The sequence below is a fragment of the Streptomyces sp. NPDC051636 genome (assembly GCF_044453765.1).
In the GTDB taxonomy this organism is placed as follows: domain Bacteria; phylum Actinomycetota; class Actinomycetes; order Streptomycetales; family Streptomycetaceae; genus Streptomyces.
Genome location: NZ_JBITDA010000001.1, coordinates 519,164 through 544,079, shown reverse-complemented (window position 1 = coordinate 544,079; position 24,916 = coordinate 519,164). Strand labels below are relative to the sequence as shown.

General features: G+C 71.0%; 19 protein-coding genes. 8 read left to right on the top strand and 11 right to left on the bottom strand.

Features of this window, described 5'->3' with window-relative positions; all coding sequences use genetic code 11:
• Positions 1 to 108 precede the first annotated feature (108 nt).
• The 4 genes from whiA to uvrC are packed head-to-tail and all read right to left on the bottom strand — an operon-like array spanning position 109 to position 5,190.
• Positions 109 to 1,098: a DNA-binding protein WhiA gene (whiA, locus tag ACIBBH_RS02565; RefSeq protein WP_399401132.1), complete on the bottom strand. Its 990-nt coding sequence runs from the start codon at positions 1,096 to 1,098 to the stop codon at positions 109 to 111.
• Complete coding sequence (yvcK, locus tag ACIBBH_RS02560; RefSeq protein ID WP_399401131.1) at positions 1,089 to 2,156, bottom strand: uridine diphosphate-N-acetylglucosamine-binding protein YvcK; 1,068 nt, start codon at positions 2,154 to 2,156, stop codon at positions 1,089 to 1,091. Before yvcK ends, whiA begins: the two co-directional genes overlap by 10 nt.
• Complete coding sequence (gene rapZ, locus ACIBBH_RS02555; RefSeq protein WP_399401129.1) at positions 2,153 to 3,154, bottom strand: RNase adapter RapZ; 1,002 nt, start codon at positions 3,152 to 3,154, stop codon at positions 2,153 to 2,155. The genes yvcK and rapZ overlap by 4 nt, the downstream gene beginning before the upstream one ends.
• Entirely contained in the window at positions 3,151 to 5,190 is a 2,040-nt protein-coding gene (gene uvrC, locus ACIBBH_RS02550; protein WP_399401127.1) for an excinuclease ABC subunit UvrC, read from the bottom strand. Before uvrC ends, rapZ begins: the two co-directional genes overlap by 4 nt.
• A gap of 291 nt (positions 5,191 to 5,481) precedes the next feature.
• Between uvrC and ACIBBH_RS02545 the strand changes: the two genes are divergently transcribed.
• The 3 genes from ACIBBH_RS02545 to ACIBBH_RS02535 all read left to right on the top strand — a co-directional run bounded on the left by ACIBBH_RS02545 (position 5,482) and on the right by ACIBBH_RS02535 (position 8,697).
• Positions 5,482 to 6,429 (top strand): hypothetical protein, encoded by a 948-nt coding sequence (locus ACIBBH_RS02545; RefSeq protein ID WP_399401125.1) that lies wholly within the window; start codon positions 5,482 to 5,484, stop codon positions 6,427 to 6,429.
• Positions 6,430 to 6,757: 328 nt separating this feature from the next.
• On the top strand, positions 6,758 to 7,789 hold the full coding sequence (locus tag ACIBBH_RS02540) for a LacI family DNA-binding transcriptional regulator (protein ID WP_399401123.1): 1,032 nt from the start codon (positions 6,758 to 6,760) through the stop codon (positions 7,787 to 7,789).
• A complete protein-coding gene (locus ACIBBH_RS02535) occupies positions 7,786 to 8,697 on the top strand; it encodes a carbohydrate kinase (protein ID WP_399401121.1) in 912 nt (303 codons plus the stop codon). The genes ACIBBH_RS02540 and ACIBBH_RS02535 overlap by 4 nt, the downstream gene beginning before the upstream one ends.
• Before the next feature lie 63 nt (positions 8,698 to 8,760).
• On the opposite strand, the gene uvrA is transcribed toward ACIBBH_RS02535, so the two are convergent.
• A complete protein-coding gene (gene uvrA, locus ACIBBH_RS02530) occupies positions 8,761 to 11,757 on the bottom strand; it encodes an excinuclease ABC subunit UvrA (RefSeq protein WP_399401119.1) in 2,997 nt (998 codons plus the stop codon).
• A 224-nt stretch (positions 11,758 to 11,981) separates the two neighbouring features.
• On the opposite strand from uvrA, the gene ACIBBH_RS02525 reads away from it, so the two are divergent.
• The gene (locus tag ACIBBH_RS02525) at positions 11,982 to 12,671 is read left to right on the top strand and encodes a maleylpyruvate isomerase family mycothiol-dependent enzyme (protein ID WP_399401117.1); all 690 of its coding nucleotides are present in this window, start codon (positions 11,982 to 11,984) and stop codon (positions 12,669 to 12,671) included.
• A gap of 46 nt (positions 12,672 to 12,717) precedes the next feature.
• Positions 12,718 to 13,374 (top strand): MBL fold metallo-hydrolase, encoded by a 657-nt coding sequence (locus ACIBBH_RS02520; protein ID WP_399401115.1) that lies wholly within the window; start codon positions 12,718 to 12,720, stop codon positions 13,372 to 13,374.
• A 313-nt stretch (positions 13,375 to 13,687) separates the two neighbouring features.
• Here the strand turns inward: ACIBBH_RS02520 and aroQ are convergent, their stop codons facing one another.
• Entirely contained in the window at positions 13,688 to 14,161 is a 474-nt protein-coding gene (aroQ, locus tag ACIBBH_RS02515) for a type II 3-dehydroquinate dehydratase (RefSeq protein ID WP_399401113.1), read from the bottom strand.
• A gap of 145 nt (positions 14,162 to 14,306) precedes the next feature.
• Between aroQ and ACIBBH_RS02510 the strand changes: the two genes are divergently transcribed.
• Together ACIBBH_RS02510 and ACIBBH_RS02505 are read left to right on the top strand one after the other, a co-directional pair.
• On the top strand, positions 14,307 to 15,308 hold the full coding sequence (locus ACIBBH_RS02510) for a S66 peptidase family protein (protein ID WP_399401480.1): 1,002 nt from the start codon (positions 14,307 to 14,309) through the stop codon (positions 15,306 to 15,308).
• Between the two features lie 59 nt (positions 15,309 to 15,367).
• Positions 15,368 to 16,678: an MFS transporter gene (locus tag ACIBBH_RS02505; protein WP_399401111.1), complete on the top strand. Its 1,311-nt coding sequence runs from the start codon at positions 15,368 to 15,370 to the stop codon at positions 16,676 to 16,678.
• Positions 16,679 to 16,708: 30 nt separating this feature from the next.
• On the opposite strand, the gene ACIBBH_RS02500 is transcribed toward ACIBBH_RS02505, so the two are convergent.
• The 5 genes from ACIBBH_RS02500 to ACIBBH_RS02480 form a co-directional block, all read right to left on the bottom strand.
• Positions 16,709 to 17,710 (bottom strand): TerC family protein, encoded by a 1,002-nt coding sequence (locus ACIBBH_RS02500; RefSeq protein WP_399401109.1) that lies wholly within the window; start codon positions 17,708 to 17,710, stop codon positions 16,709 to 16,711.
• Positions 17,711 to 17,932: 222 nt separating this feature from the next.
• The gene (locus ACIBBH_RS02495; RefSeq protein WP_399401107.1) at positions 17,933 to 19,897 is read right to left on the bottom strand and encodes a TerD family protein; all 1,965 of its coding nucleotides are present in this window, start codon (positions 19,895 to 19,897) and stop codon (positions 17,933 to 17,935) included.
• A 49-nt stretch (positions 19,898 to 19,946) separates the two neighbouring features.
• Complete coding sequence (locus ACIBBH_RS02490) at positions 19,947 to 20,525, bottom strand: TerD family protein (RefSeq protein ID WP_361810727.1); 579 nt, start codon at positions 20,523 to 20,525, stop codon at positions 19,947 to 19,949.
• A gap of 157 nt (positions 20,526 to 20,682) precedes the next feature.
• Complete coding sequence (gene uvrB, locus ACIBBH_RS02485) at positions 20,683 to 22,830, bottom strand: excinuclease ABC subunit UvrB (protein WP_399401105.1); 2,148 nt, start codon at positions 22,828 to 22,830, stop codon at positions 20,683 to 20,685.
• 40 nt (positions 22,831 to 22,870) lie between these two features.
• Complete coding sequence (locus tag ACIBBH_RS02480) at positions 22,871 to 23,734, bottom strand: MHYT domain-containing protein (RefSeq protein ID WP_399401103.1); 864 nt, start codon at positions 23,732 to 23,734, stop codon at positions 22,871 to 22,873.
• A gap of 300 nt (positions 23,735 to 24,034) precedes the next feature.
• Here ACIBBH_RS02480 and ACIBBH_RS02475 point away from each other — a divergent pair, with 300 nt between their 5' ends.
• Entirely contained in the window at positions 24,035 to 24,907 is an 873-nt protein-coding gene (locus ACIBBH_RS02475; protein ID WP_399401101.1) for a glycerophosphodiester phosphodiesterase, read from the top strand.
• The last annotated feature ends 9 nt before the right edge of the window (positions 24,908 to 24,916 follow it).

Sequence of the window (24,916 nt, the reverse complement as noted above, 5' to 3'; positions counted from 1 at the left end):
CAGGCTCATGACACATCATGATCGAGTCAAGGGCGCCTCAAGGACAGCGAAACGCCGGTGCCGATCACCCGAATGGGCGCCGGCACCGGCGGGCTGACGAGCCGTCATTCAGCCCACGAGGTTGTCCGCCAGCTCCTCGTTGAGGTTGGCCTCCGTCCCCGGAATACCCAGGTCGGCGGCGCGCTTGTCGGCCATCGCCAGCAGCCGGCGGATACGGCCCGCGACCGCGTCCTTCGTCAGCGGCGGGTCGGCGAGGGCGCCCAGCTCCTCCAGGGAGGCCTGCTTGTGCTCCATGCGCAGTCGCCCGGCGGCGGCGAGGTGCTCGGGAACCTCGTCGCCCAGGATCTCCAGCGCCCGCTGCACGCGGGCACCGGCGGCCACGGCGGCGCGGGCCGAGCGGCGCAGGTTGGCGTCGTCGAAGTTGGCGAGACGGTTCGCCGTGGCCCGCACCTCGCGGCGCATCCGGCGCTCCTCCCAGGCCAGCACGGACTCGTGCGCGCCGAGCCGGGTGAGCAGGGCACCGATCGCGTCGCCGTCGCGGACGACCACCCGGTCCACGCCCCGCACCTCACGGGCCTTCGCCGCGATCGACAGCCGGCGGGCGGCGCCGACCAGCGCGAGCGCGGCCTCGGGACCGGGGCAGGTCACCTCCAGGGAGGAGGAACGGCCGGGCTCGGTCAGCGAGCCGTGCGCCAGGAAGGCTCCGCGCCAGGCCGCCTCGGCGTCACAGGTGGCCCCCGAGACCACCTGCGGGGGCAGGCCCCGGATCGGACGGCCCCGGCCGTCCACCAGGCCGGTCTGCCGGGCCAGCTGGTCGCCGCCCGCGACCACCCGCACGACGTACCGCGAGCCGCGGCGCAGCCCGCCGGGTGCCATCACGATCAGCTCGGAGCCGTGGCCGAAGATCTCCAGGATGTCCCGCTTGAGGCGGCGGGCCGCCATCGCGGTGTCCAGCTCCGCCTCGATCACGATGCGCCCGCTCACCAGGTGGAGGCCGCCGGCGAACCGCAGAAGGGCGGAGACCTCCGCCTTCCTGCAGCAGGTCCGGGTGACGGGGAGCCGGGAGATCTCGTCCTTCACCGCTGCCGTCATCGCCATGGGCCGATCCTTCCATGCATCCGAAAAATACGGTCGTACGCGGCGGCCAACAGCTCCGGGTCGTGCCTCGGGGTCCCGTCGGTCCGGGCCACGGGCGCCAGCTCGACCGCGGCTCCCAGCCGCTTGGCGGCCTCGGTGAGCGAGTCGCGGTCGGGCACGGCGGCCTCGTCGGCCAGCACCACGTCCAGGGCGAGTTTAGGGGCGTGTCGCCCCAAAACCTCCAAATGACGCTGCGGAGAGAACCCCTCGGTTTCTCCGGGCTGCGGGGCGAGGTTCAGGGAGAGGACGCGGCGCGCCTTGGTCTGGGTGAGCGCGTCCAGGAGCTCGGGGACGAGCAGGTGCGGGATGACCGAGGAGAACCAGGAGCCCGGGCCGAGCACCACCCAGTCCGCGTCCAGGACGGCGGCGACGGCCTCCGGGACGGCGGGCGGGTCGTGCGGCACGAGGTGCACGGACTGCACCTCGCCCGGGGTCAGGGCGACGGTGGCCTGGCCGCGGACGGTGTCCACGTCCTCGGGCCGGCCGGGGTCGTGCCCCTTCACCAGGGCCTGGAGCTCCAGCGGCACGGCCGACATGGGCAGCACGCGGCCGTGCGCGCCCAGCAGCCTGCCGACCAGGTCCAGGGCCTGCACGTGGTCGCCGAGCTGCTCCCACAGAGCGACGATCAGCAGGTTGCCGACCGCGTGGTCGTGCAGGTCGCCCTGGGACTGGAAGCGGTGCTGGATGACCCGGGCCCAGGTCTGGCCCCAGTCGTCGTCCCCGCACAGCGCGGCCAACGCCTTGCGCAGGTCGCCGGGCGGCAGCACGCCGAGCTCGTCGCGCAGGCGCCCGCTGGAGCCGCCGTCGTCGGCCACGGTGACGACGGCGGTGAGGTCGCCGGTGATCCGGCGCAGCGCGGCGAGCGAGGCGGACAGGCCCATGCCGCCGCCGAGGGCGACGACCTTGGGCTGGGCGCCGCGCCGGCGCGGCCTGGCGCCGCGGACCTCGGCGGACCGGCTCGCGCGGGCCTCCGGCACCATCCGGCGCAGCCTGCTCAGCCGCGGTGTGCGTTCCGTCATTCCCGTCCCATGTCCCGGTGTACGACCACCGTCTCCACACCCTCGGCCGCGAGGCGCGCGGCGAGCTTCTCCGACATGGCGACCGAGCGGTGCTTGCCACCGGTGCAGCCGATCGCGATGGTCACATACCGCTTGCCCTCACGGCGGTAGCCGGCCGCGATGAGCCGCAGCAGTTCCGCGTACCGGTCGAGGAACTCCTTGGCGCCGGGCTGGTTGAAGACGTACGCGGCCACCTCCTCGTTGAGGCCGGTGAACGGGCGCAGCTCCGGGACCCAGTGCGGGTTGGGCAGGAAACGCATGTCCGCGACCAGGTCGGCGTCGACCGGCAGGCCGTACTTGAAGCCGAAGGACATCACGGTGGCCCGCAGCTCGGGCTCCTCGTCGCCGGCGAACTGGGCGTCCATCTTGGCGCGCAGCTCGTGCACGTTGAGGCTGGAGGTGTCGATGACCAGGTCGGCGTCGCCGCGCAGCTCGCGCAGCAGCTCCCGCTCGGCGGCGATGCCGTCGACGATCCGGCCGTCGCCCTGCAGGGGGTGCGGGCGGCGCACCGACTCGAACCGGCGCACCAGGGCCTCGTCGGAGGACTCCAGGAAGACGATCCGCCGGGTGACGCCCCGGGTGTCGAGGTCCGCGAGGGACTCGCGCAGGTTGTCGAAGAAGCGCCGGCCGCGTACGTCGACGACGACCGCGATCCGCGCCACGTTGCCCTGCGAGCGGGCGCCGAGCTCCACCATGGTGGGGATCAGGGCGGGCGGGAGGTTGTCGACGACGAACCAGCCGAGGTCCTCCAGACACTTGGCGGCCGTCGAGCGGCCGGCTCCGGACATACCGGAGATGATCACCAGCTCGGGGATGGCCGTCTCGGGGACCCCGGCTGTCTCGCTGCCCGTACTCACCTGTGCTCCGTTGTCCTGGGCCACCTGCTGCGACTGATCATCACCGGTTTCCCTGTGGGCCCGATCTCGCTCCGCTGTGGGGTGTGCTTCGTGCTCGGTCATGGCTCCTGCCCCCGTCGTTCGTCCGGGGTGCCCGCGATCACGGGCTCCCCCGAGTCACCCGCTGTCGTTCCGGGTTCCTCGTCTTCAATGATCTCTCCGGTCGCCGTGTTCACGGCGGGTGCGGCCGGAGCCGCCTCGGCGAGGGCCACGGCGATCGTCTCGGCCGTCTTGCGGCCTATGCCGGGCACCTCCTGGATCTGGTCGATGGTGGCGGCCCGCAGCTTCTTCACCGACCCGAAGTGCTTGATCAGCGCCTGTTTGCGGGTCTCGCCCAGGCCGGAGACGTCGTCCAGGGGGCTCGCCCTGAAGCGCTTGGCGCGCTTGGTCCGCTGGTAGCTGATCGCGAACCGGTGCGCCTCGTCCCGGACGCGCTGCAGCAGGTAGAGGCCCTCGCTGGTGCGGGGCAGGACCACCGGGTCGTCCTCGCCCGGCACCCAGACCTCCTCCAGCCGCTTGGCGAGGCCGCAGACCGCGATGTCGTCGATGCCGAGCTCGTCCAGGGCGCGCTGGGCGGCCGCGACCTGCGGCCGGCCACCGTCGACGACGACGAGCTGGGGCGGGTAGGCGAACTTCTTCGGGCGGCCGTCCTCCTCGGTGAGGCCGTTGTCCTCGCCGTCGGCCCACTCCCCCGTCCTCTCCTTCTCGGCGAGGTAGCGCCGGAAGCGGCGGGTGATCACCTCGTGCATGGAGCGGACGTCGTCCTGCCCGGCGAATCCCTTGATCTGGAAGCGCCGGTACTCGCTCTTGCGCTGCAGGCCGTCCTCGAAGACGACCATGGAGGCGACCACGTCGTCGCCCTGGAGGTGCGAGATGTCGTAGCACTCGACGCGGAGGGGGGCGCTGTCCAGGTCGAGGGCTTCGGCGATCTCCTCCAGGGCGCGGGAGCGCGTGGTGAGGTCGGAGGCGCGCTTGGTCTTGTGCAGGGCGAGGGCCTGCTTCGCGTTGCGCTCCACCGTCTCCATCAGGGCCCTCTTGTCGCCGCGCTGCGGAATGCGCAGGGAGACGCCCGACCCGCGGCGCTCGGTCAGCCACTCCTGCACGGGCTCCGGCGGCTCGGGCAGGGCGGGGACCAGCACCTCCTTGGGGACCGCGTCGCCGCTCTCCTCGCCGTACAGCTGCTGGAGGGCGTGCTCGACGAGGGCGCCGGTGGTGATCTCCTCGACCTTGTCGGTCACCCAGCCGCGCTGACCGCGCACCCGGCCGCCGCGCACGTGGAAGATCTGGACGGCCGCCTCCAGCTCGTCCTCGGCGACGGCGATGAGGTCGGCGTCGGTCGCGTCGGCGAGCACGACCGCGTTCTTCTCCATGGCCTTCTTCAGGGCCTCGATGTCGTCGCGCAGGCGGGCGGCCCGCTCGTACTCCATCTCGTCGGCCGCCGCCATCATCTGCTTCTCCAGGCGGCGCAGATACGTGCCCGTGCGGCCGGCCATGAAGTCGCAGAACTCGTCGGCCAGTTCGCGGTGGTCCTCGGCGGAGATCCGGCCGACGCAGGGCGCGGAGCACTTCTCGATGTAGCCGAGCAGGCAGGGGCGTCCGGTGCGGGCGGCGTTCTTGAAGACGCCGGCCGAGCAGGTGCGCACCGGGAAGACGCGCAGCAGCAGGTCGACGGTGTCGCGGATGGCCCACGCATGCGCGTACGGCCCGAAATACCTGACGCCCTTCTTCTTGTGACCGCGCATCACCTGCACGCGGGGGAACTCCTCGCTCATCGTCACCGCGAGGTAGGGGTAGCTCTTGTCGTCGCGGTACTTGACGTTGAACCGGGGGTCGTACTCTTTGATCCACGAGTACTCCAGCTGCAGCGCCTCGACCTCCGTGGACACGACGGTCCACTCCACGGACGCGGCGGTGGTGACCATCGTCCGGGTGCGGGGGTGCAGGCCCGCCAGGTCCTGGAAGTAGTTCGCCAGGCGCTGGCGCAGGCTCTTCGCCTTTCCGACGTAGATCACCCGGCGGTGCTCGTCTCGGAACCGGTACACCCCGGGGGAGTCCGGGATCTGTCCCGGCTTGGGGCGGTAGCTGGAGGGATCGGCCATGTCTCACACCCTACTGGCGGGGACCGACACCGCGACGGGCCTGTGGACAACGCCGCGCACCCGCGCCCCGCCCCGGGGTCGCGGCTCGGCCAGGTGCGGTCAGCGGCCGAACGCGAGGTGTTGTCGGAGCAAGGTCAACACGCTTCAATGCGGGGGAACTCGGGGGCCGTGACCGACGGCGCATGGATACGGCGTACGGATGTGCGGACGCCCCGGCGCCGGCGGGGTGGCCCCAAAGGCCGCGAACGGTCTGACCAGCCGTAGTGAACCTTCACAGAAAGGCCCCTCTGCATGCGGCACGCCACACAGCACGCGGACTTCGCCACCGCGGAACTGGACACGGCCCTGCGGGGCGGCCCCTTCCATGTCGCCCTGCGCGCCGCGATCGCCGCCCGCGGACTGCCACTCCAGCGTGTGCAGCACCATCTGTCACGCCACGGGGTCAAGGTGGGCGTGACCAGCCTGAGCTACTGGCAGCAGGGCGCCCGGCGCCCGCAGCGCCCCGAGTCGCTGCGGGCCGTGCGGGCGCTGGAGGAGATCCTGCAGTTGCCGGACGAGTCGCTGATCCGGCTGCTCGCCGAGTCCGACGAGCGTCAGGCCGCCTCGCGCCCGGCGGCCCGGTCGTACCGCTCCCTGATCGAGGCCTCCGACGTCCTGGACCGGCTCCAGGCCGACCTGGGCTGGTCCCTCGACGGCGGGCTGCACACCCTCGGCCACCACGAGCGGATACGGATCGGCGCGCGGCGGGAGCTGGCAGGCCACGAGTCGCAGCACATCGTGCGCGCCCACCGGGACGGCGTGGACCGCTTCGTGGCCGTCCACCACGGCGACCCGGGCTGCCTGCCGCGGCGGGTGAGGGTGCACGCCCTGGAGAACTGCCGCACCGGCCGGATCCGCTGGGACCAGGACACCGGTGTGCTCGTCGCCGAACTGCTCTTCGACACCCGGCTGCGCTCCGGCGACACCTTCCTCTTCCGGTACGGCATCGAGGACGGCACGGCCGGCGTCTCGCGCGAGTACGCCCGCGGCTTCGCCTTCCCCGGCGGCCAGTACGCCCTGCAGGTGCGCTTCGACGCGGGCGCGCTGCCGGTGCGCTGCCACCGGTTCGCCCAGCACTCCACGGCGGCCCCGCGCAGCGGCCGGCAGGAGCTGCCGCTCAGCGGGCTGCACCGCTCGGTGCACCTGGTCGAGCCGCGGACCCGGCCGGGCATCGTCGGCATCGACTGGGACTGGGACTGAACCGGCCGGCTCCGCCGGCACCACCCCTGGGGCCGCCGACGAGGCCGATCACCATGGACTGGTCGGCCGTCCTGCTGGAGGGTCCGCAAGCACGGCGGCATGATGACCTCGCGCCCACCTGGAGCGCCCGCAGCGGCATACGACGGGCAGGCACGGCGGCTGGGCGAGCGAAGTCGGTCTCCATCAGCGAAGAAGGTGACCTGGTTGCCCGCCTCGCCGATCGCCCGTCCCGCCGCACGTAAACGCTTGCGCAAACGTTTACGTCTGAGCCGTAATGGGATACCTTCCGCCCAGAAGCCCGCCGCGGCCCAGGAGGGGACCCGATCCGATGCCCACCATGGCCGACGTCGCCCGGAGCGCCGGTGTCTCCGTGGCGACCGTGTCGCACGTGCTCAACGGCACGCGTCCGGTGCTGCCCCGCACCCGCCAGGCGGTCCTGGACGCCATCGACGAGCTCGGCTACACGCACAACACCCTCGCCCGCTCCTTGGTGACCTCCCGTACCCGCTCCGTCGGGCTCGCGGTGTCGGCGATCAGCAACCCGTACTTCACGGAGATCCTCCAGGGAGTCGAGGCCGCCGCCCTGGAGGAGGGCTACAGCCTCCTCATCGCCGACCCGCACGACGACCCGGCGCACGAGCGCAAGGTCGTCCAGCTCCTCCATGAGCGCCGGGTGGACGGCATGATCGTCGCCCCGTCCGCGGACCCGCGCGACCTCGTCGCCTACCTCGGCCGGCACACCGTGCCCACGGTGTTCCTGGACCGGGTGATCGACGACCGCAAGGACACCGCTCCGCGCTTCGACCAGGTCTGCGCGGACAACACCGAACCGATGACCCGCCTCGTGACCCACCTCGCCGGACTCGGCCACCGCCGGATCGGGCTGGTCGCCGGCCTGCCCGGGCTCAGCACCACCAGCGAGCGGATCACCGGCTACCGGCACGGTCTCGCCGCCGCCGGGCTGGCCCACGACGAACGCCTCGTGGTCTCCGGCAACTCCGAGTCGGCCGGCGCCGAGCGGGCCACCGCGGCCCTGCTGGCCCTCACCCCCGCGCCCACGGCACTTCTCACCGCCAACAACGCGATGACCATCGGCGCCCTGCGCGCCCTGCGCGAGCGGGGACTGTCCGTGCCCGAGGACATCGCCCTGTGCTGCTTCGACGACTTCGCCTGGGCCGACCTGTTCTCGCCCCGGCTCACCGCGATCGCCCAGCCCAGCAGAGAGATCGGCGCCCAGGCCGTCCGGGTGCTGCTCGACCGCCTGGCCGCGCCGGCCGCGCCCGCCCGGACCGTCCGGCTGCCCTGCTCCTTCATCCATCGCACGTCGTGCGGGTGCCCCGAGAAAGGAACCGACTCGTGATCGTCGTCGCCGGTGAGGCACTGATCGACCTGGTACCGCAGGGCCCGGGTGCCCTCGCGGGGCTCAAGCCGGCGCTCGGCGGCGGCCCCTACAACACGGCCGTGGCCCTCGGCCGCCTCGGCTCCCCCACCGTCTTCTGCTCCCGCACCTCCTGCGACGCCTTCGGTGAGGCTCTGCTCGACGGGCTGCGGCAGGCGGGCGTGGACGTCTCGGCCGTGCAGCGCGGCACGGAGCCGACCACGCTGGCGGTGGCGACCATCGGCGCCGACGGTTCGGCCGCCTACTCCTTCTACGTCCAGGGCACCGCCGACCGCCTGTTCACGGCCCCCGCGGGTCTTCCCGCCACGGCGCGCGCGGTGTCCTTCGGCACCTGCTCGCTCGTCCTGGAACCGGGGGCGAGCGCGTACGAGGAACTGATGCGGACCGCGGCCGGGCAGGGTCTGTTCACCGCCCTCGACCCGAACATCCGGCCGGGTCTGATCCCCGACGCGGACGCCTACCGAGCACGTTTCAAGAGCTGGCTGCCGTCGGTGACGCTGCTGAAGCTCTCCGAGGAGGACGCCCGGTGGCTGGGCGGCACCCCGGGCGAGTGGCTGGCGGCGGGCCCCTCGGCCGTGGTGATCACCCGGGGCGGCGACGGTCTCACCGTCTTCACCCGGGACGGCGCGCAGTACTCCGTACCCGGCGTGGAGGTCGACGTCGTGGACACCATCGGCGCCGGTGACACGGTGAACGCGGCCCTGCTGCACGGTCTGTCCGCACAGGACGCCCTCTCCCCCGGGACCGTCGCCGCCCTGGGTGCCGACGGCTGGACGCGGCTGCTGCGGTTCGCGGCCCGCGCGGCGGCGATCACCTGCTCACGGGCGGGGGCGGAGCCGCCGTTCGCCGCTGAGCTGGGGAACATCTGACGAGCGGCGCCCGCGGGGGAGTTCCCGGGGGGCACCGTGATTCTCCGCGACCTGTCAGGACGCTCAGGCCTTGCGTGCCCGCGTCGTCTTCTGCGCGGGCACCTTCTTGGTGACCGCAACGGCCTTCTTGGCCGCCGTGTTGTTGGCGGCCTTGGCGGCGCGGGCCGTGGTCGTCCTCTTCGCCGGTGCCTTCGCCGACGGTGTGGCGTCGCTGATCGTCTCCGGCTGCAGGATCTCGCGCAGGAACTTGCCGGTGTGGCTGGCCGGCACGCCGGCGACCTGCTCGGGGGTGCCCTCCGCGACGACGAGGCCGCCGCCGGCGCCGCCCTCGGGACCCATGTCGACGACCCAGTCGGCGGTCTTGATCACATCGAGGTTGTGCTCGATGACGATGACCGTGTTGCCCTTGTCGACCAGGCCGGAGAGGACCTTCAGCAGCTTGCTGATGTCCTCGAAGTGCAGACCGGTGGTCGGCTCGTCCAGGACGTAGACCGTGCGGCCGGTGGAGCGCCGCTGGAGCTCGCTGGCGAGCTTCACGCGCTGTGCCTCACCGCCGGACAGCGTGGTCGCGGACTGGCCGAGACGGACGTATCCGAGGCCGACGTCGTTCAGCGTCCTGAGGTGCCGCGAGATGGCCGGGACCGCCTCGAAGAAGTCCATCGCCTCCTCGATCGGCATGTTCAGGACGTCGGCGATGGACTTGCCCTTGTAGTGGACCTCCAGGGTCTCCCGGTTGTACCGGGCGCCGTGGCAGACCTCGCACGGGACGTAGACGTCCGGGAGGAAGTTCATCTCGATCTTGATGGTGCCGTCGCCGGCGCAGTTCTCGCAGCGGCCGCCCTTGACGTTGAAGGAGAAGCGGCCGGGCATGTAGCCGCGGACCTTCGCCTCGGTCGTCTCCGCGAACAGCTTGCGGATGTGGTCGAAGACGCCGGTGTACGTCGCCGGGTTCGACCGCGGGGTGCGGCCGATGGGCGACTGGTCGACGTGCACCACCTTGTCGACCAGGTCGTCGCCGTTCACGCGCGTGTGCCGCCCGGGCACGTTGCGCGCGCCGTTCAGCTCGCGGGCCAGATGCGTGTACAGGATGTCGTTGACCAGCGTCGACTTGCCGGAGCCGGACACGCCCGTGACGGCCGTGAAGACCCCCAGCGGGAAGGACACGTCGATGTCCTGGAGGTTGTTCTCCCGGGCGCCGTGCACCGTGAGCTGCCGGGACGGGTCGCGCGGGCGGCGGATGTCCGGCACCGGGATCGACTTCTTGCCGGAAAGGTACTGGCCGGTCTGCGACTCGGCGTTGACGAGCAGTTCCTTCAGGGAGCCGCTGTGCACGACCTTGCCGCCGTGCTCGCCCGCGCCGGGGCCGATGTCGACGACCCAGTCGGCGACCTTGATGGTGTCCTCGTCGTGCTCGACGACGATCAGCGTGTTGCCCATGTCCCGCAGCCGGACCAGGGTCTCGATCAGCCGGTGGTTGTCACGCTGGTGCAGGCCGATGGACGGCTCGTCGAGGACGTACAGGACGCCGACGAGGCCGGAGCCGATCTGGGTGGCCAGGCGGATGCGCTGGGCCTCGCCGCCGGAGAGGGTGCCGGCCGCGCGGTTGAGCGAGAGGTAGTCCAGGCCGACGTCGACCAGGAACCGCAGCCGCTCGTTGACCTCCTTCAGCACGCGCTCGGCGATCTTCTTGTCGCGGGCGCTCAGCTTCAGCTCGCCCAGGAAGTCCGCGCAGTCGCTGATGGACATCGCGGAGACCTCGGCGATCGACCTGCCCATGATCGTGACCGCGAGGACGATCGGCTTCAGGCGCGTGCCCTCACAGGTGGGGCAGGGCACCTCGCGCATGTAGCCCTCGAAGCGCTCGCGGCTGGCGTCGCTCTCGGCCTCGCTGTGCCGGCGCTTGACGAAGGGGACGGCTCCCTCGAAGGGTGTGGTGTAGACGCGCTCGCGCCCGTACCTGTTGCGGTAGCGGACCTCGATCTGTGTCTTGTGGCCGTGGAGCAGGGCCTTCCTGGCGCGCTGCGGCAGGCCTGCGAAGGGGATGTCCGTCCGGAATCCCAACGCGTCCGCGAGGGCGCCGATCAGACGGCCGAAGTAGTCCTTGGTGTGCCCGTGCGACCAGGGGTGGATGGCGCCCTCGTCGAGGGACTTGTCCTCGTCCGGGACGATCAGCTCCGGGTCGACCTCCATGCGCGTACCGATGCCGGTGCACTCGGGGCAGGCGCCGAAGGGCGAGTTGAAGGAGAAGGAGCGGGGCTCGAGCTCCTCGAAGGACAGGTCGTCGTACGCGCAGTACAGGTGCTCCGAGTACATGCGCTCGCGCTCGGGGTCGTCCTCGGGGAGGTCGACGAAGTCGAGCACGACCATCCCGCCGGACAGCCCGAGGGCGGTCTCGACGGAGTCGGTGAGACGGCGCTTGGCGGAGTCCTTCACCGTGAGGCGGTCGATGACCACCTCGATGGTGTGCTTCTCCTGCTTCTTCAGCGTCGGCGGGTCGGAGAGCTGGATGGTCCGGCCGTCCACGCGCGCGCGGGAGTAGCCCTTGGTCTGCAGGTCGGCGAACAGGTCGACGAACTCGCCCTTGCGCTCGCGCACCAGCGGCGAGAGCACCTGGAAGCGGCTTCCCTCCGGCAGCTCCAGGACCTTGTCGACGATGGCCTGCGGCGACTGGCGCGAGATCGGCCGGCCGCACTCGGGGCAGTGGGGCTTGCCGATGCGCGCGAAGAGCAGACGCAGGTAGTCGTAGACCTCGGTGATCGTGCCGACCGTCGAGCGCGGGTTGCGCGAGGTCGACTTCTGGTCGATCGAGACCGCCGGGGACAGGCCCTCGATGAAGTCGACATCCGGCTTGTCCATCTGGCCGAGGAACTGCCGTGCGTACGAGGAGAGCGACTCCACGTAGCGGCGCTGGCCCTCGGCGAAGATGGTGTCGAAGGCCAGGGAGGACTTGCCCGACCCGGACAGGCCCGTGAAGACGATGAGCGAGTCCCTGGGCAGGTCGAGCGAGACGTTCTTCAGATTGTGCTCGCGCGCGCCACGGACGATGAGACGGTCGGCCACGCCGGTCCGCACCTTTCTTGAGAGAAGTGACAGGGGCGGGGCCCCCGTGCTTCTTCAGACTAGGGGGAGCCACTGACAACGCCGGTCGGATTCCCCGGTTGCATAACAATCCCCGGCCATCCAGCATGCCCGACGCCGCACCCGACCATATAGCACGCACATTCGATTTGCGGGCTCGCTCCGCCACCTTCACCCGAAGGAGTGGCGGGGCTAGGGTCGGCCTCATGATGGATCACGTGCGTGACCTGGCGTCTGTACGCGAAGCGACCGAGCGGCTCCTCACCGCAGCGGCCGCACTGGACGACGCGGCTGTGACCGAGCCGTCACGGCTGCCCGGCTGGACCCGCGGCCACGTCCTCGCCCACCTCGCCCGCAACGCGGACGCGCTCGTGAACGTCCTCCAGGGGCGTCCCATGTACGCCTCCGCGGAGACCCGGGACGCCGACATCGAGCGCGACGCCCCGCGCCCCCTGGACGTCCAGCTCGCCGACCTGCGCGACAGTGCCGCCCGCTTCCAGGAGGCGGGGGCCGCCCCCACGGACTGGTCGCGCACGGTGGAGCTGCGCAACGGGGTCACCGACTCCGCGGCCCGGGTTCCCTTCCGGCGCTGGATCGAGGTCGAGCTGCACCATGTCGATCTCGGGATCGGGTACGAGCTGGAGGATCTTCCGGCGGAGTTCGTGGAGCGGGAGATCGACTTCCTCGCCGAGCGCTTCGGCCGGCACAAGGACGTACCCTCGACCGGTCTGCGTACCGACGACGGCCGGATCTGGACCACCGGGGGCGGCGCCGAGGGCGGCCCGATCGCGGTCGAGGGGCGGGCCGCCGATCTGCTCGGCTGGCTCGCCGGCCGCCGCGACGGCTCCGGGCTCGCGGTCAGGGGCGGCCCACTTCCGTCGCTGCCCCCGGTGTAGCACGTGAGCGGCCCTCGGACCGCTCCCCCGCTATAGGCTGATCGCCATGACGTACAGCGGAGAGGTGACGGTCGGCGGACCGGCCGACGTGCATGAGCTCAAGGACCTGATGATCACGAAGATCGCGGTCGGCCCGATGGACAACAACGCCTATCTGCTGCGCTGCCGGGCCACCGACGAGCAGTTGCTGATCGACGCCGCCAACGAGGCGCAGACGCTGCTCGGGATGATCGGTGACGACGGCATCGCGTCCGTCGTCACCACGCATCAGCACGGTGACCACTGGCAGGCGCTCGCCGAGATCGTCGCGGCCACGGGCGCCCGTACGTACGCGGGCCGGGAAGACGCTCCCGGCATCCCGGTGCCGACCGACGTCCTCGTCGACGACGGCGACATCATCCGAGTGGGGCGTGTGGAGCTCACCGCGCGCCATCTGGTCGGCCACACGCCGGGCTCGATCGCGCTGGTCTACGACGACCCGCACGGTCACCCGCACGTCTTCACCGGGGACTGCCTCTTCCCGGGCGGCGTCGGGAACACGCACAAGGACCCGAAGGCGTTCGCCAGTCTGATCCATGACGTCGAGACGAAGATCTTCGACGTGCTGCCGGACGAGACCTGGGTCTATCCGGGCCACGGCAACGACACGACCCTGGGCGCCGAGCGACCGCATCTGCCGGAGTGGCACGCGCGCGGGTGGTGACGTCCCGCCCATCCGGCGCGTTCGCCGCACCCTCGCGCCCCGCGTGAGCCCGTACAAGCGCCGCGCGTAAGGCTCTTGCGCGCCCCGTGTGAATAGCGCACACGTGCTGATGCCCCGTGCGCGCTCCCGGGGCGCGTTGTTACGCGCTCAACTGGAAGGAGCCACGCGCGGGAAGACGGCACCCACGCGGATTGGGCCGCCGGTCTTTCGTTCCCCCGCCCTCGGCCGGCGGCTCAGGCGAGCCGCACAGGAAGTGTTCAGGAGAACGGCGATCGTGCGCGCGCTGGCGGTGCGTCCCCGTCGTGGCCGGTGGTTACGCGTCGGCCTGCGCCGCCCCCGCCAGCGCCGCGACCCGCTCCACGCCGAAGACGTAGCCCTGCACGCCGCATCCGGCGATGACGCCGTCGGCGCGCAGGGAGACGTACGAGTGGTGCCGGAACGACTCGCGCCGGTGGATGTTGGAGATGTGGACCTCCAGGACCGGCAGGCCGTCGCAGGTGTTGAGTGCGTCCAGAATCGCGACCGACGTGTGCGAGTAGGCGCCGGGGTTGATGACGATCCCGCAGTGGCCCAACCGCGCCTCGTGGATCCAGTCGACCAGCTCACCCTCGTGATTGGACTGCCGGAAGTCGACCGTGCCGCCGTGCGCGGCGGCCGCCTTGGCGCACAGGGCCTCGACGTCGGCGAGCGTGTCGGAGCCGTAGATCTCGGGCTGGCGCTGGCCGAGCAGGTTCAGGTTGGGCCCGTTGAGGATCATGATCGGGGCGTTGGCCAGGGTGCGGGGCACGGTTCCTCCGGTCCGTTCGGGGTGGGCGGTCCGCCGGGACCGCTGCTCAGACCCGGTTTATCACGGTGAAACAGGGGAGCAGGAAGCCGTACCCTCCCGGCATGATGACACCCTCCTCCCTCCCAAGCCCTCGCCCGGCGACCGCATAGCCGTCATCTCACCCTCCGCCGGCCTGCCCGAGCTTTTCCCCCGCCCCTACGAACTGGGCCTGGAACGGCTGCGCGGAGAGTACTGCCTCGAACCGGTCGAGTACCCCACGACGCGGAAGATGGGCGCGACGTCCCAGGATCGGGCCGACGACATCCACGCGGCCTTCGCCGACCCGGACGTCAAGGCGGTCATCGCGTCCATCGGCGGAGACGACCAGATCACCGTACTGCCGCTGCTGGACCGGGAGTTACTGCGGGCCAACCCGAAGCCGTTCTTCGGTACGAGCGACAACACCAACCTGCTCGCGTTCCTGTACAACACCGGCGTCGTCGGTTACCACGGCGCGACCGTGATGTGCGAACTCGGCCGGCCCGGCGCCATGCACCCGCGGACCGCCGACTCCCTCCGGGCCGCGCTGTTCACCTCGGGCCCCTACGAACTGCGGCCCGCCGAGCGCTGGAACGACGTCGACCGCGACTGGGCCGACCCGGCGACCTTCGAGGCGGAACCGGCGACCCGGCCCGGCACCGGATGGACCTGGCTGGGCGCCGACCGCGTGGTGGAGGGCCGGAGTTGGGGCGGCAACCTGGAGATCGTCTCCTGGCTGCTGATGGCCGACCGCGAGGTGTCGCACGACCTGTCGGTGTACGACGGCGGCGTGCTGTTGCTGGAGACCTCGGAGGACCTGCCGAGCGCCACGGAGGTCTTCTGGATCCTGCGCGGCATGGGCGAGCGAGGACTGCTGCAGCGCTTTCCCGCGCTGCTGATGGCCCGCGCGAAGACCTGGTCCTTCGAGCGACCCAACAGCCCGGAGGGGGGCGCGCGGTACGCCGCCGAGCAGCGCGAGGCCGTGCTGCGGGCGCTGCACACGTACGCCCCCGACACGCTGGCCGTCTTCGACGTGGACTTCGGCCACACCGACCCCCAGCTGGTCATCCCCTACGGGGGCACGATCCGCGTCGACGGGCCCGCGCGGCGCATCACGGTCACCTACTGACTCGGGAGGCGATCCCGGGCGCCCCGTAACCCGTGGTCACTGTGGGTAGTTGACGCGGCATGCACGACGTACGCACCGTAAGGGCGCCCTCCATGCTGCGGCTCGCGGCCGCCTCGCTCACCGGAACCGCGATCGAGTTCTACGACTTCTTCGCCTACGGCACGGCGGCGGCCCTGGTCCTGGGGCCGCTGTTCTTCCCCACTTTCTCGCCGGCGGCGGGGACGCTGGCGGCCTTCGGGACCTTCGGCGTGGGGTTCGCGGCCCGGCCGCTGGGTTCGGTGCTGTTCGGGCACATCGGGGACCGGCACGGGCGGCGGCCGGTCCTCGTCGTCTCCCTGCTGCTGACCGGCGCCTCCACGGTCGCGGTCGGCTGCGTGCCGACGTACGGCGCGATCGGTGTGACCGCGCCCGTGCTGCTGCTCGTCCTGCGGTTCCTGCAGGGGCTCGGGCTCGGCGGTGAGTGGGGAGGGGCGGTACTGCTGACCGCGGAGCACGCGCCGGCCGGACGGCGCGCACTGTGGTCGAGCTTCCCGCAGGTGGGGCCCGCGCTGGGGTTCGTGCTGGCCAACGGTGTGATGCTGGCGCTGTCGGCGGCGCTGTCCGACGCGCAGTTCGCGCAATGGGGGTGGCGCGTGCCGTTCTGGGCGGCCGGGGTGCCGGCGGTGGCCGGTCTGTGGCTGCGCTCGTCTCTGGTGGAGAGCCCGCGGTTCCTGGAGATCGAGGACCACGCGCGCGTGCCGGTCGCCGAGGTCGTACGTCACCACTGGCGGCTGGTGCTGCTGACGGCCGGTGCGCTCACGGTCGGCTACGCCGTGTTCTACGCGGTGACGACCTGGTCCCTGGCGTACGCGACAGAACGGCTGGAAGTGAGCCGTACCGTCATGCTGACCTGCGTCATGGCCGCTGTGGCGGTGAAGGGAGCCCTCACTCCCCTGATGGCGCTGCTGGGCGACCGGTTCGGGCGGCGGCCGATGTGCCTGGCGGGGTGTACGGCGACCGCGCTGTGGATGTTCCCGATGGTCGCGCTCCTGGCGACCGGGGCGCCCCTGCTGATGTTCCTCGGCTTCCTGGGGGCGCTGGTCGCGTTCATCACCATGTTCGCGGTGATCGCCGCGTACCTGCCGGAGCTGTACGAGCCGAGGGTACGGTGCACCGGCGCCGCGGTGGGCTACAACCTCGGCGGGGTACTCGGCGGCGCGCTCACACCCATCGCGGCCACCGCGCTCGCCCAGCACTCGGGGCGCGTCCCGTGGGGCGTGGGCGCCTATCTGACGGTGATCGCGCTGTTCAGCCTCGGCTGCTTCGCGCTACTGCCGGAGACGCGTCCGGTGCCGGCCCGCGGGGCGGCGGTCGAACCGGTCGGCGGCTGACGACGCGGGTCCCCACCTGTCCGGTGCCGATCAGGCGTCGACGCTGTCCCTCGCAGCGCCTTCGCTCCTCGCCTGTGCTTCCTCGGCCACCACCTGCTTCCTGGACGCCACGAGGCTGGTGAGGGTGGTGACGGCCAGGACCGCGCAGATCACGCCGAGCGAGACCGGGATGCTGATCTCCGGGACGTGCACCCCGGACTCGTGCAGCGCGTGCAGCACCAGCTTCACACCGATGAAGCCCAGGATGATCGACAGGCCGTAGGAGAGGTGGACCAGCTTCCGCAGCAGGCCGCCGATGAGGAAGTACAGCTGGCGCAGGCCCATCAGGGCGAACGCGTTGGCCGTGAAGACGATGTACGGGTCCTGCGTCAGGCCGAAGATCGCGGGGATCGAGTCGAGCGCGAAGAGGACGTCCGTGGTGCCGATCGCGAGCATCACGACCAGCATCGGCGTCATGACGCGCTTGCCGTTCTGCCGGATCCACAGCTTGGTGTCGTGGTAGCGGTCGGCCACGCCGAACTTGCGCTCGGCCGCTTTGAGCAGCCTGTTCTCCTCGTACTCCTCGTCCTTCTCGTCGGCCCGGGCCTCCTGGATGAGCTTCCAGGCGGTCCAGATCAGGAAGGCGCCGAAGAGGTAGAAGACCCACGAGAAGCCGGCGATGATCGCGGCTCCGGCGGCGATGAAGACGGCCCGCAGGACCAGGGCTATGAGCACGCCGACGAGCAGCACCCGCTGCTGGTACTGCGAGGGCACCGCGAACTTCGCCATGATCAGCACGAAGACGAAGAGGTTGTCGACGCTGAGCGACTTCTCGGTGACGAAGCCGGCGAAGAACTCTCCGGCGGGCTGTCCGCCGCCGAAGACGAGCAGGCCGAGGCCGAAGAGCCCGGCGAGGGCGATCCAGACGACGGTCCAGATCCCGGCTTCCTTGACGGACACGTCATGCGGCTTGCGGCCGATGAAGAAGTCGACCGCGATCAGGGCGGCGAGGCCGACCATGGTCAGGACCCACAAGGTGGCGGAAACTTCCACTGCGCCTCCGGCAGTTGCGTAACGGCGAACAGTCAGCGTCATCGCTGCCGGAGGTCTCTTCCGCCCGGGATGGGCCGACGCCCCGGGATCTCGTCCGATCCGTATTGACGGGTGCGTCGCAGTCAGGGAGTACTCCCCTCCGTACGGAAGACAGTACCCCATTCACCAAGGAAAGGTAAAGCAATCGGCAAAGAAAGAATCAAATGCCCTGGTCAGGCGAGTTTACTTGTACTTGGGACAGGCTGCCGCGACCTTGGCGAGCACGTGCTGGAGCACCTCGCTGCCGGGCGGCACCAGCGACGGCTCGTACGTCCATGCATGGCCGACCCAGGGGTCGGCGAGATGGTCGTCGGGCACCGGGCTGAGTCGCATGAGGGAACGCCACAGCGGGTCGAGCAAAGGCCCGTACGCGGCGGCGTCCTCGCGGTCGGCGACCACCAGCAGGTGCACGCCGACGGCCGGTCCCTCGTCCGCGAGGTAGCGCAACGCGGTCACGGCACGGTCGTCGAAGCCGTGCGGGAAGTCGGTCACGATCAGCAGCTGCCGGGACGTGTCCAGACCGGGCGGCAACGACTCGGCCGCGCCGCCGCGCACCGCCATCTGCACCAGGTCGACGCGCCGGGTGAGGCGGTCCAGGACGTCCGCCACGCCCGCGGCGCCGGCGGCGGGCGGAGCGGCGAGCACGCCGCTGCGCACCAGCGGTCCGAGCGCCTGGGCCGCCGAGCCGGCCGGGTCGATCACCTGGACGCCGAACTCCCCCGCCGGATGCACGGCGAGCAGCCGGGCGGCGAGCGCCACCGCCGCCCCCATCGCGAGGTGCCGCAGCTCGCCCGGCTCGGTGACCGAGCCGTCGGGGGCGGTCGCGCGACCGCTGTCGATCCACAGGCCCCGTTCCAGCGGGAGCCGGACCAGCATCGGGACGCGCAGCGGGGCGCTCTCCGGCAGGTGGAGGTCACCCAGGCGAAGGGCCAGCGGCGGTTCCGTCGGCACCTGGTAGCCGTGCCAGACGGGGTTGTCCCAGCGGGCGTAGGCCGGCGGCAGGGCGGGCTCGACGACCTCGGCCTCGGCGGTGAGCTGGGCGAGGTCGCGGTCGAGGGCCGCCCGCGCCTGGTCGACGATCCCGTCCCGCTTGGCGCGGGCCGCCTCGCGCGCCGCGTCGCCGGCCGAGCCGAGCCGGCCGCGCGGGTCGGACAGGATCTGGTCGAGCTCCTTCTCCAGGCGGGAGTCGGCGAAGTCGACGGCGCTGCGGTAGGCGGCCGTGGTGCGCGCGAGGTCCTCGAACATGCCCCACACCTGGTTGTACAGCCGCTCGTCCATGGACCAGCCGGCCGCGTCCCCCGCGATCGGCGCCGCGGGCTGGCCCGACGGGACGGGGGGCGCCTGGGGGGCAGGCGGTGGCGGGGTCGCGTTGCGGCGGGGGTGGGTGTAGTCGACGGGGCCGCCGGAGGGCTCGAACGGACCGGGGTCCACGGGCGGCGTCTGTCCGCCGTAGGGATGCGCGCGCCCGGGTGGTACGGCGTCGGGGGTGCCCCGCGGTGCCGAGTGGGGCTGATCGAAGCCGGCTGAGGGAGCCGCCGCTTGCTGGGAACGGTCCCCGTCCGCCGTGCGCGGCGGAGGCACCGGTATGGAACGGGCCTGGCCCCGCGCCACCGCCTCCTGGATGCTGCCCGCGAGTTCGTCGGCCTGCGGCAGCCCCTGGTCGGTGAGGAGCGCCGCCAGGCCGCCCGCGTAGCCCTGGCCGACGGCACGTACCTTCCACGCGCCCTGTCTGCGGTACAGCTCCATGGCGACGACGGCCGATTCGGCGTCCAGGCCGGTGATCGTGTAGCGCGCTGTTTCGGTCCCGTCGAGGCCGGTGACCGCGACGGAAGGGGCGGCGACGGCGCCGAAGCGGAGCGGGCCGCCCACACCGGAGGGCAGGGCGAGCAGCACGTCGACGCGGTGCACGGGCTCGGGCAGGGCGGCCAGGTCCACCGCGAGGCGGTGTTCGGCGGCCGCCTGGCGGGAGACCTCCAGGCCGGGCAGGGTGGGGGCGCCCGGGTGGGCCACCCATTCGACGCCGTGCACCTTGCCGTTCTCGTCGCTGAGCGTGGCCCCGGCCACGACCGGTACCCCGGCCGTGATCCGGATCTCCAGCCGGACCTGCGAGAGCGGGTGGTTCTGCCCCCGCACCAGCTCGGCCGTCATCGCCTGCGTCCCCCCGTGTCGTGTGTGGTGTGCCGTTCGCCGGACCGGCCTACAGGTGCGGCAGGATCGCCGGCATCAGGTCCTGGAAGGTGCGGCCGTTGGACGGGGTGCCCAGGGCGGTCATCGTCCAGCCCGAGCCCGACCGGTGCACCTTGGCCATGATCTGGGCGGTGTAGGCCCCGCCGCCCGCCAGCGTGTAACGGGCCAGTTCCTGGCCGTTGGTCTCGTCCACCAGGCGGCAGAACGCGTTCTGCACCTCCTGGAAGGTCTGGCCGGTGAAGGAGTTGACGGTGAAGACGATCTGGTCGATGTGGACCGGGACGCGCTGCAGGTCGACGAGGATGGCCTCGTCGTCACCACCCTGGCCGACGCCGCCCACGAGGTTGTCGCCCGTGTGCCGCACGGAGCCGTCGTCGCTGACCAGATGGCGGAAGAAGACAACGTCGACGGGCTGCTTGTCGGCGAACAGGACCGCGGAGGCGTCCAGGTCGATCTCCCGGGTGCGCGAGCCGAACAGGCCGCGTCGGGGAGCCGCCTGCCAGCCGAGACCCATACGGACCGCGGTCAGGCTGCCCCCGTCCTTCTTCTCCAGGCTGATGGCCTGACCCTTGGTCATGTTGACGGTCACGGCGGTTTCCCCTCTCGGATTTCCCCAGTTGCCGCGGAGCGCGCGGTTGACCAAAACCCTACGCAGATGCACTGACAGTGACGAACCCCGGCCCGCGCTTTGTGTCGGTGTTGCAACACTCTGCGCGGATGCCCGGGTCCGGCGGTGGCGGCCGGACTCAGGCCAGGCCCGCCTCCTTCATCTGGCGCAGCTCCTTTTTCATCTCGGCGACCTCGTCACGCAGCCGGGCCGCGATCTCGAACTGCAGGTCCGCGGCGGCGGCGCGCATGCGCTCGGTCATCTCCTCGATCTGCTCGGCGAGTTCGGCAGCCGGCCGGTCCGTGGGCACCGTGTCCTTGGCCTTGCCCTTGGCCGGCTTGGTGGCCTTCGCGCCCTTGGCCGCCTTGTCGCCGAGCGACGGCACCGGGGTCTTGGCGCCCTTGCCGTCCTTCAGCTTGCGGTAGCCGGAGCCGAGCAGCTGCTCGGTGTCGACCTCCTCGCGGGCGATCTGCGCGACGATGTCGTTGATCTTCTTGCGCAGCGGCTGCGGGTCGATGCCCTTGGCCTTGTTGTAGGCCACCTGCTTCTCCCGGCGGCGGTTGGTCTCCTCGATGGCCCGCTCCATCGCCGGGGTGATCTTGTCGGCGTACATGTGGACCTCGCCGGAGACGTTCCGCGCCGCCCGGCCGATGGTCTGGATCAGCGAGGTGCCCGAGCGCAGGAAGCCCTCCTTGTCGGCGTCCAGGATCGCCACCAGGGACACCTCGGGGAGGTCGAGGCCCTCTCGGAGGAGGTTGATGCCGACCAGGACGTCGAACTCCCCGGAGCGCAGCTCGCGCAGAAGCTCGACGCGGCGCAGGGTGTCGACGTCGCTGTGCAGATAGCGCACCTGGATGCCGAGCTCCAGGAAGTAGTCCGTGAGGTCCTCGGCCATCTTCTTCGTGAGCGTGGTGACCAGGACGCGCTCGTCCTTCTCGGTGCGCTTGCGGATCTCGTGCACCAGGTCGTCGATCTGCCCCTCGGTGGGCTTGACGACGACCTCCGGGTCGACCAGACCGGTGGGGCGGATGATCTGCTCGACCACGCCCTTCGAACGTGACAGCTCGTAGGTGCCCGGGGTCGCCGACAGGTAGACGGTCTGTCCGATGCGCTCCTGGAACTCCTCCCACTTCAGGGGGCGGTTGTCCAGGGCGGAGGGCAGCCGGAAGCCGTGGTCGACGAGGGTGCGCTTGCGGGAGGCGTCGCCCTCGTACATGGCGCCGATCTGCGGGACGGTGACGTGCGACTCGTCGATGACGAGCAGGAAGTCGTCCGGGAAGTAGTCGAGCAGGGTGTTGGGCGGGGAGCCGGGCGAGCGGCCGTCGAAGTGCATGGAGTAGTTCTCCACGCCGGAGCAACTGCCGATCTGGCGGAGCATCTCGATGTCGTACGTGGTGCGCATCCTCAGGCGCTGGGCCTCCAGGAGCTTGCCCTGCTTCTCCAGCTCGGCCAGGCGCTCCCCGAGCTCCTTCTCGATGTCGTTGACGGCCCGCTCCATGCGTTCGGGGCCGGCGACGTAGTGGGAGGCCGGGAAGATGTACAGCTGCTGGTCGTCACTGATGATCTCGCCGGTGAGCGGGTGGAGCGTGGACAGCGCCTCGATCTCGTCGCCGAACATCTCGATGCGGACGGCCAGCTCCTCGTACACCGGGAAGATCTCGATGGTGTCGCCGCGGACCCGGAAGGTGCCGCGCGTGAAGGCCATGTCGTTGCGTGTGTACTGGATGTCCACGAAGCGGCGCAGCAGCTCGTCCCGGTCGGTCTCGTCGCCGACCCTGAGGGGGACCATCCGGTCCACGTACTCCTGCGGAGTACCCAGGCCGTAGATGCAGGAGACCGAGGCGACCACGACGACGTCGCGGCGGGTGAGCAGCGAGTTGGTCGCCGAGTGACGCAGGCGCTCGACCTCCTCGTTGATCGAGGAGTCCTTCTCGATGTAGGTGTCCGACTGCGGGACGTACGCCTCGGGCTGGTAGTAGTCGTAGTACGAGACGAAGTACTCGACCGCGTTGTTCGGCAGAAGCTCGCGGAACTCGTTGGCCAGCTGTGCTGCCAGCGTCTTGTTCGGCGCCATCACGAGTGTGGGGCGCTGGAGCTTCTCGATCATCCACGCGGTGGTGGCGGACTTGCCGGTGCCGGTCGCGCCGAGGAGGACGACGTCCTTCTCACCGGCCTCGATGCGTCGGGCCAGCTCGGTGATGGCCGCAGGCTGGTCGCCGCTGGGCTGGTAGGGGCTGACGACCTCGAAGGGCGCCACCGTGCGTTCGATGTGGGAAACGGGCCGCATGGAATCAACCGTACGACCCCGCACTGACAACGGGTCCTGATCAGCGGTTCTGCGGAGTGCGCGAGCTGTGGTGCCCCTGCGGCCGGACCGGGCGCGGCGCCGGGCGGCGGCCCGGGTGGGCCACGCCGCCGGCCGGGACGCCCGGCTTGTGTTCGACCCGGGTGAAGTCGGGTTTGCCCATGACCATCAGCGGGTCGAACATCACGACGACGCCGGCGAGGAGGAGGAAGGCGAGGGGGCCGATCAGCATGGGCGCGAGCAGAGCGGCGGGCGAGTCGCCCGCGGGCGTCCCGGCGGTGCCGTGCAGGTGGATGCTGAGGGCGGCCATGCCGGTGTAGTGCATGCCGCTGACGGCGAGCCCCATGACCAGGCTCGCGCCCACGCTCCACAGGAAGCCTCGCACCTGTCCGGCCGCCCACAGGGCGGCGGTGGCGGCCACGACCGCTATCACGACCGAGGCGGCGACGGTGAGCGTGTTGTACTCGAGCTTGCCGTTGAGGCGCATGCCCGCCATGCCGAGGTAGTGCATCGAGGCGACACCCAGACCGGTGATCGTGCCGCCGGTGAACAGGGCCGTGCCCGTGGCGCCGCGGTAGCCGACGATGAAGATCCCGATGCCGACCATGACGATGGCGAGGCCGAGGCTCGCGTACGTGGTCGATTTGTCGTAATGGACCGGCGTCTCCCTGACGGTGAAGCCCATCATCGCGACGAAGTGCATGGTCCAGATGCCGGAGCCGATCGCGGCCGCGCCGAGAGCGAGCCAGGCGGGGCGCGAGGAGCGGGCCACGAGCATGGACCGTGTGGTGCAGCGCAGGCCGAGGGCGCCACCCAGGCAGGCCATCAGATAGGCCACCAACGGGGTGACGACCCCGTAGCTGAATCCGTCGACCGTGCCTTGCATGCGCGGCTGTCCTTCCGCCCTGTTGCGTCCCGGAATGTATGACGAGCGCCCCCGTCCCAGGACCGCTCCAGCGGTCAGGGTCGTCGCAGAGAGTATGACTCCCACCGGAATGGTCGAACGATTTTCCGGCAAAGAAACACACCCTTGCCCCACTTGTGCGGCACCAGTGAGCGGACTTGGGCAAGTCCATTCAATGTGTGGCCATCGCACGCACCACCGCCGTTGACCCTCTGCTGTCAGTCTAGTGCTGTCCGTATTCGTCAGTTGACCGTCAGCATCCGCTCGACGCGAGGAGTACGCATGCACGCGCGCGCCATTGCCGCCACGACCACCGCACTCCTGGGGACGGCCGCCCTGCTGACCCCCACCTCCCACGCCCGGACGGACGACGTCAGCGGGCAACCCGAGATCATCGCCCACCGGGGCGCCTCCGCTTATGCGCCGGAGAACACCCTGCCCGCCATCGACAAGGCGGCCGGCCTGGGCTTCACCTGGGTCGAGAACGACGTCCAGCGCACCAAGGACGGCGAACTGGTCGTCATCCACGACGACAGCCTCGCGCGCACCACGAACGTCGAGGACGTCTTCCCCGGCCGGACGCCCTGGAAGGTGAGGGACTTCACGGCCGCCGAGATCGCCCGCCTGGACGCGGGCAGCTGGTTCGGCCGCGCGTACGCGGGCACGCGCGTGCCGACGCTGAAGCAGTACATGCGCCGGGTCGAACACAACCACGAGAAGCTGCTCCTGGAGATCAAGAACCCAGAGCTGTACCCGGGCATCGAGCGGCAGACCCTGAAGCTGCTGAGCAACGAGGGCTGGCTGGACCACCGGCACCGGGGACGGCTGATCGTGCAGAGCTTCAGCGCGGACAGTCTGCGGATCGTCCACGACCTGAGGCCCGGCCTCACCACCGGCTTCCTCGGCAAACCGTCGGTGGGGAGCCTGCACCGGTACGCGGGCTTCGCGGACCTGATCAATCCCTCGTACACATCGCTCTCCGCCGGCTACGTCGCCACCGTGCACAGGTTCGACGGACCGCACGGCAGGCCCATGGGCGTGTTCGCCTGGACCGTCGACGACGCGGCCACGGCCCGGACCGTGGCCCGCTACGGCGTCGCGGGCTTGATCACGAACAAGCCCGATGTGGTGCGGGCGGCACTGAACGGGTCGTGAGCGCCGGCC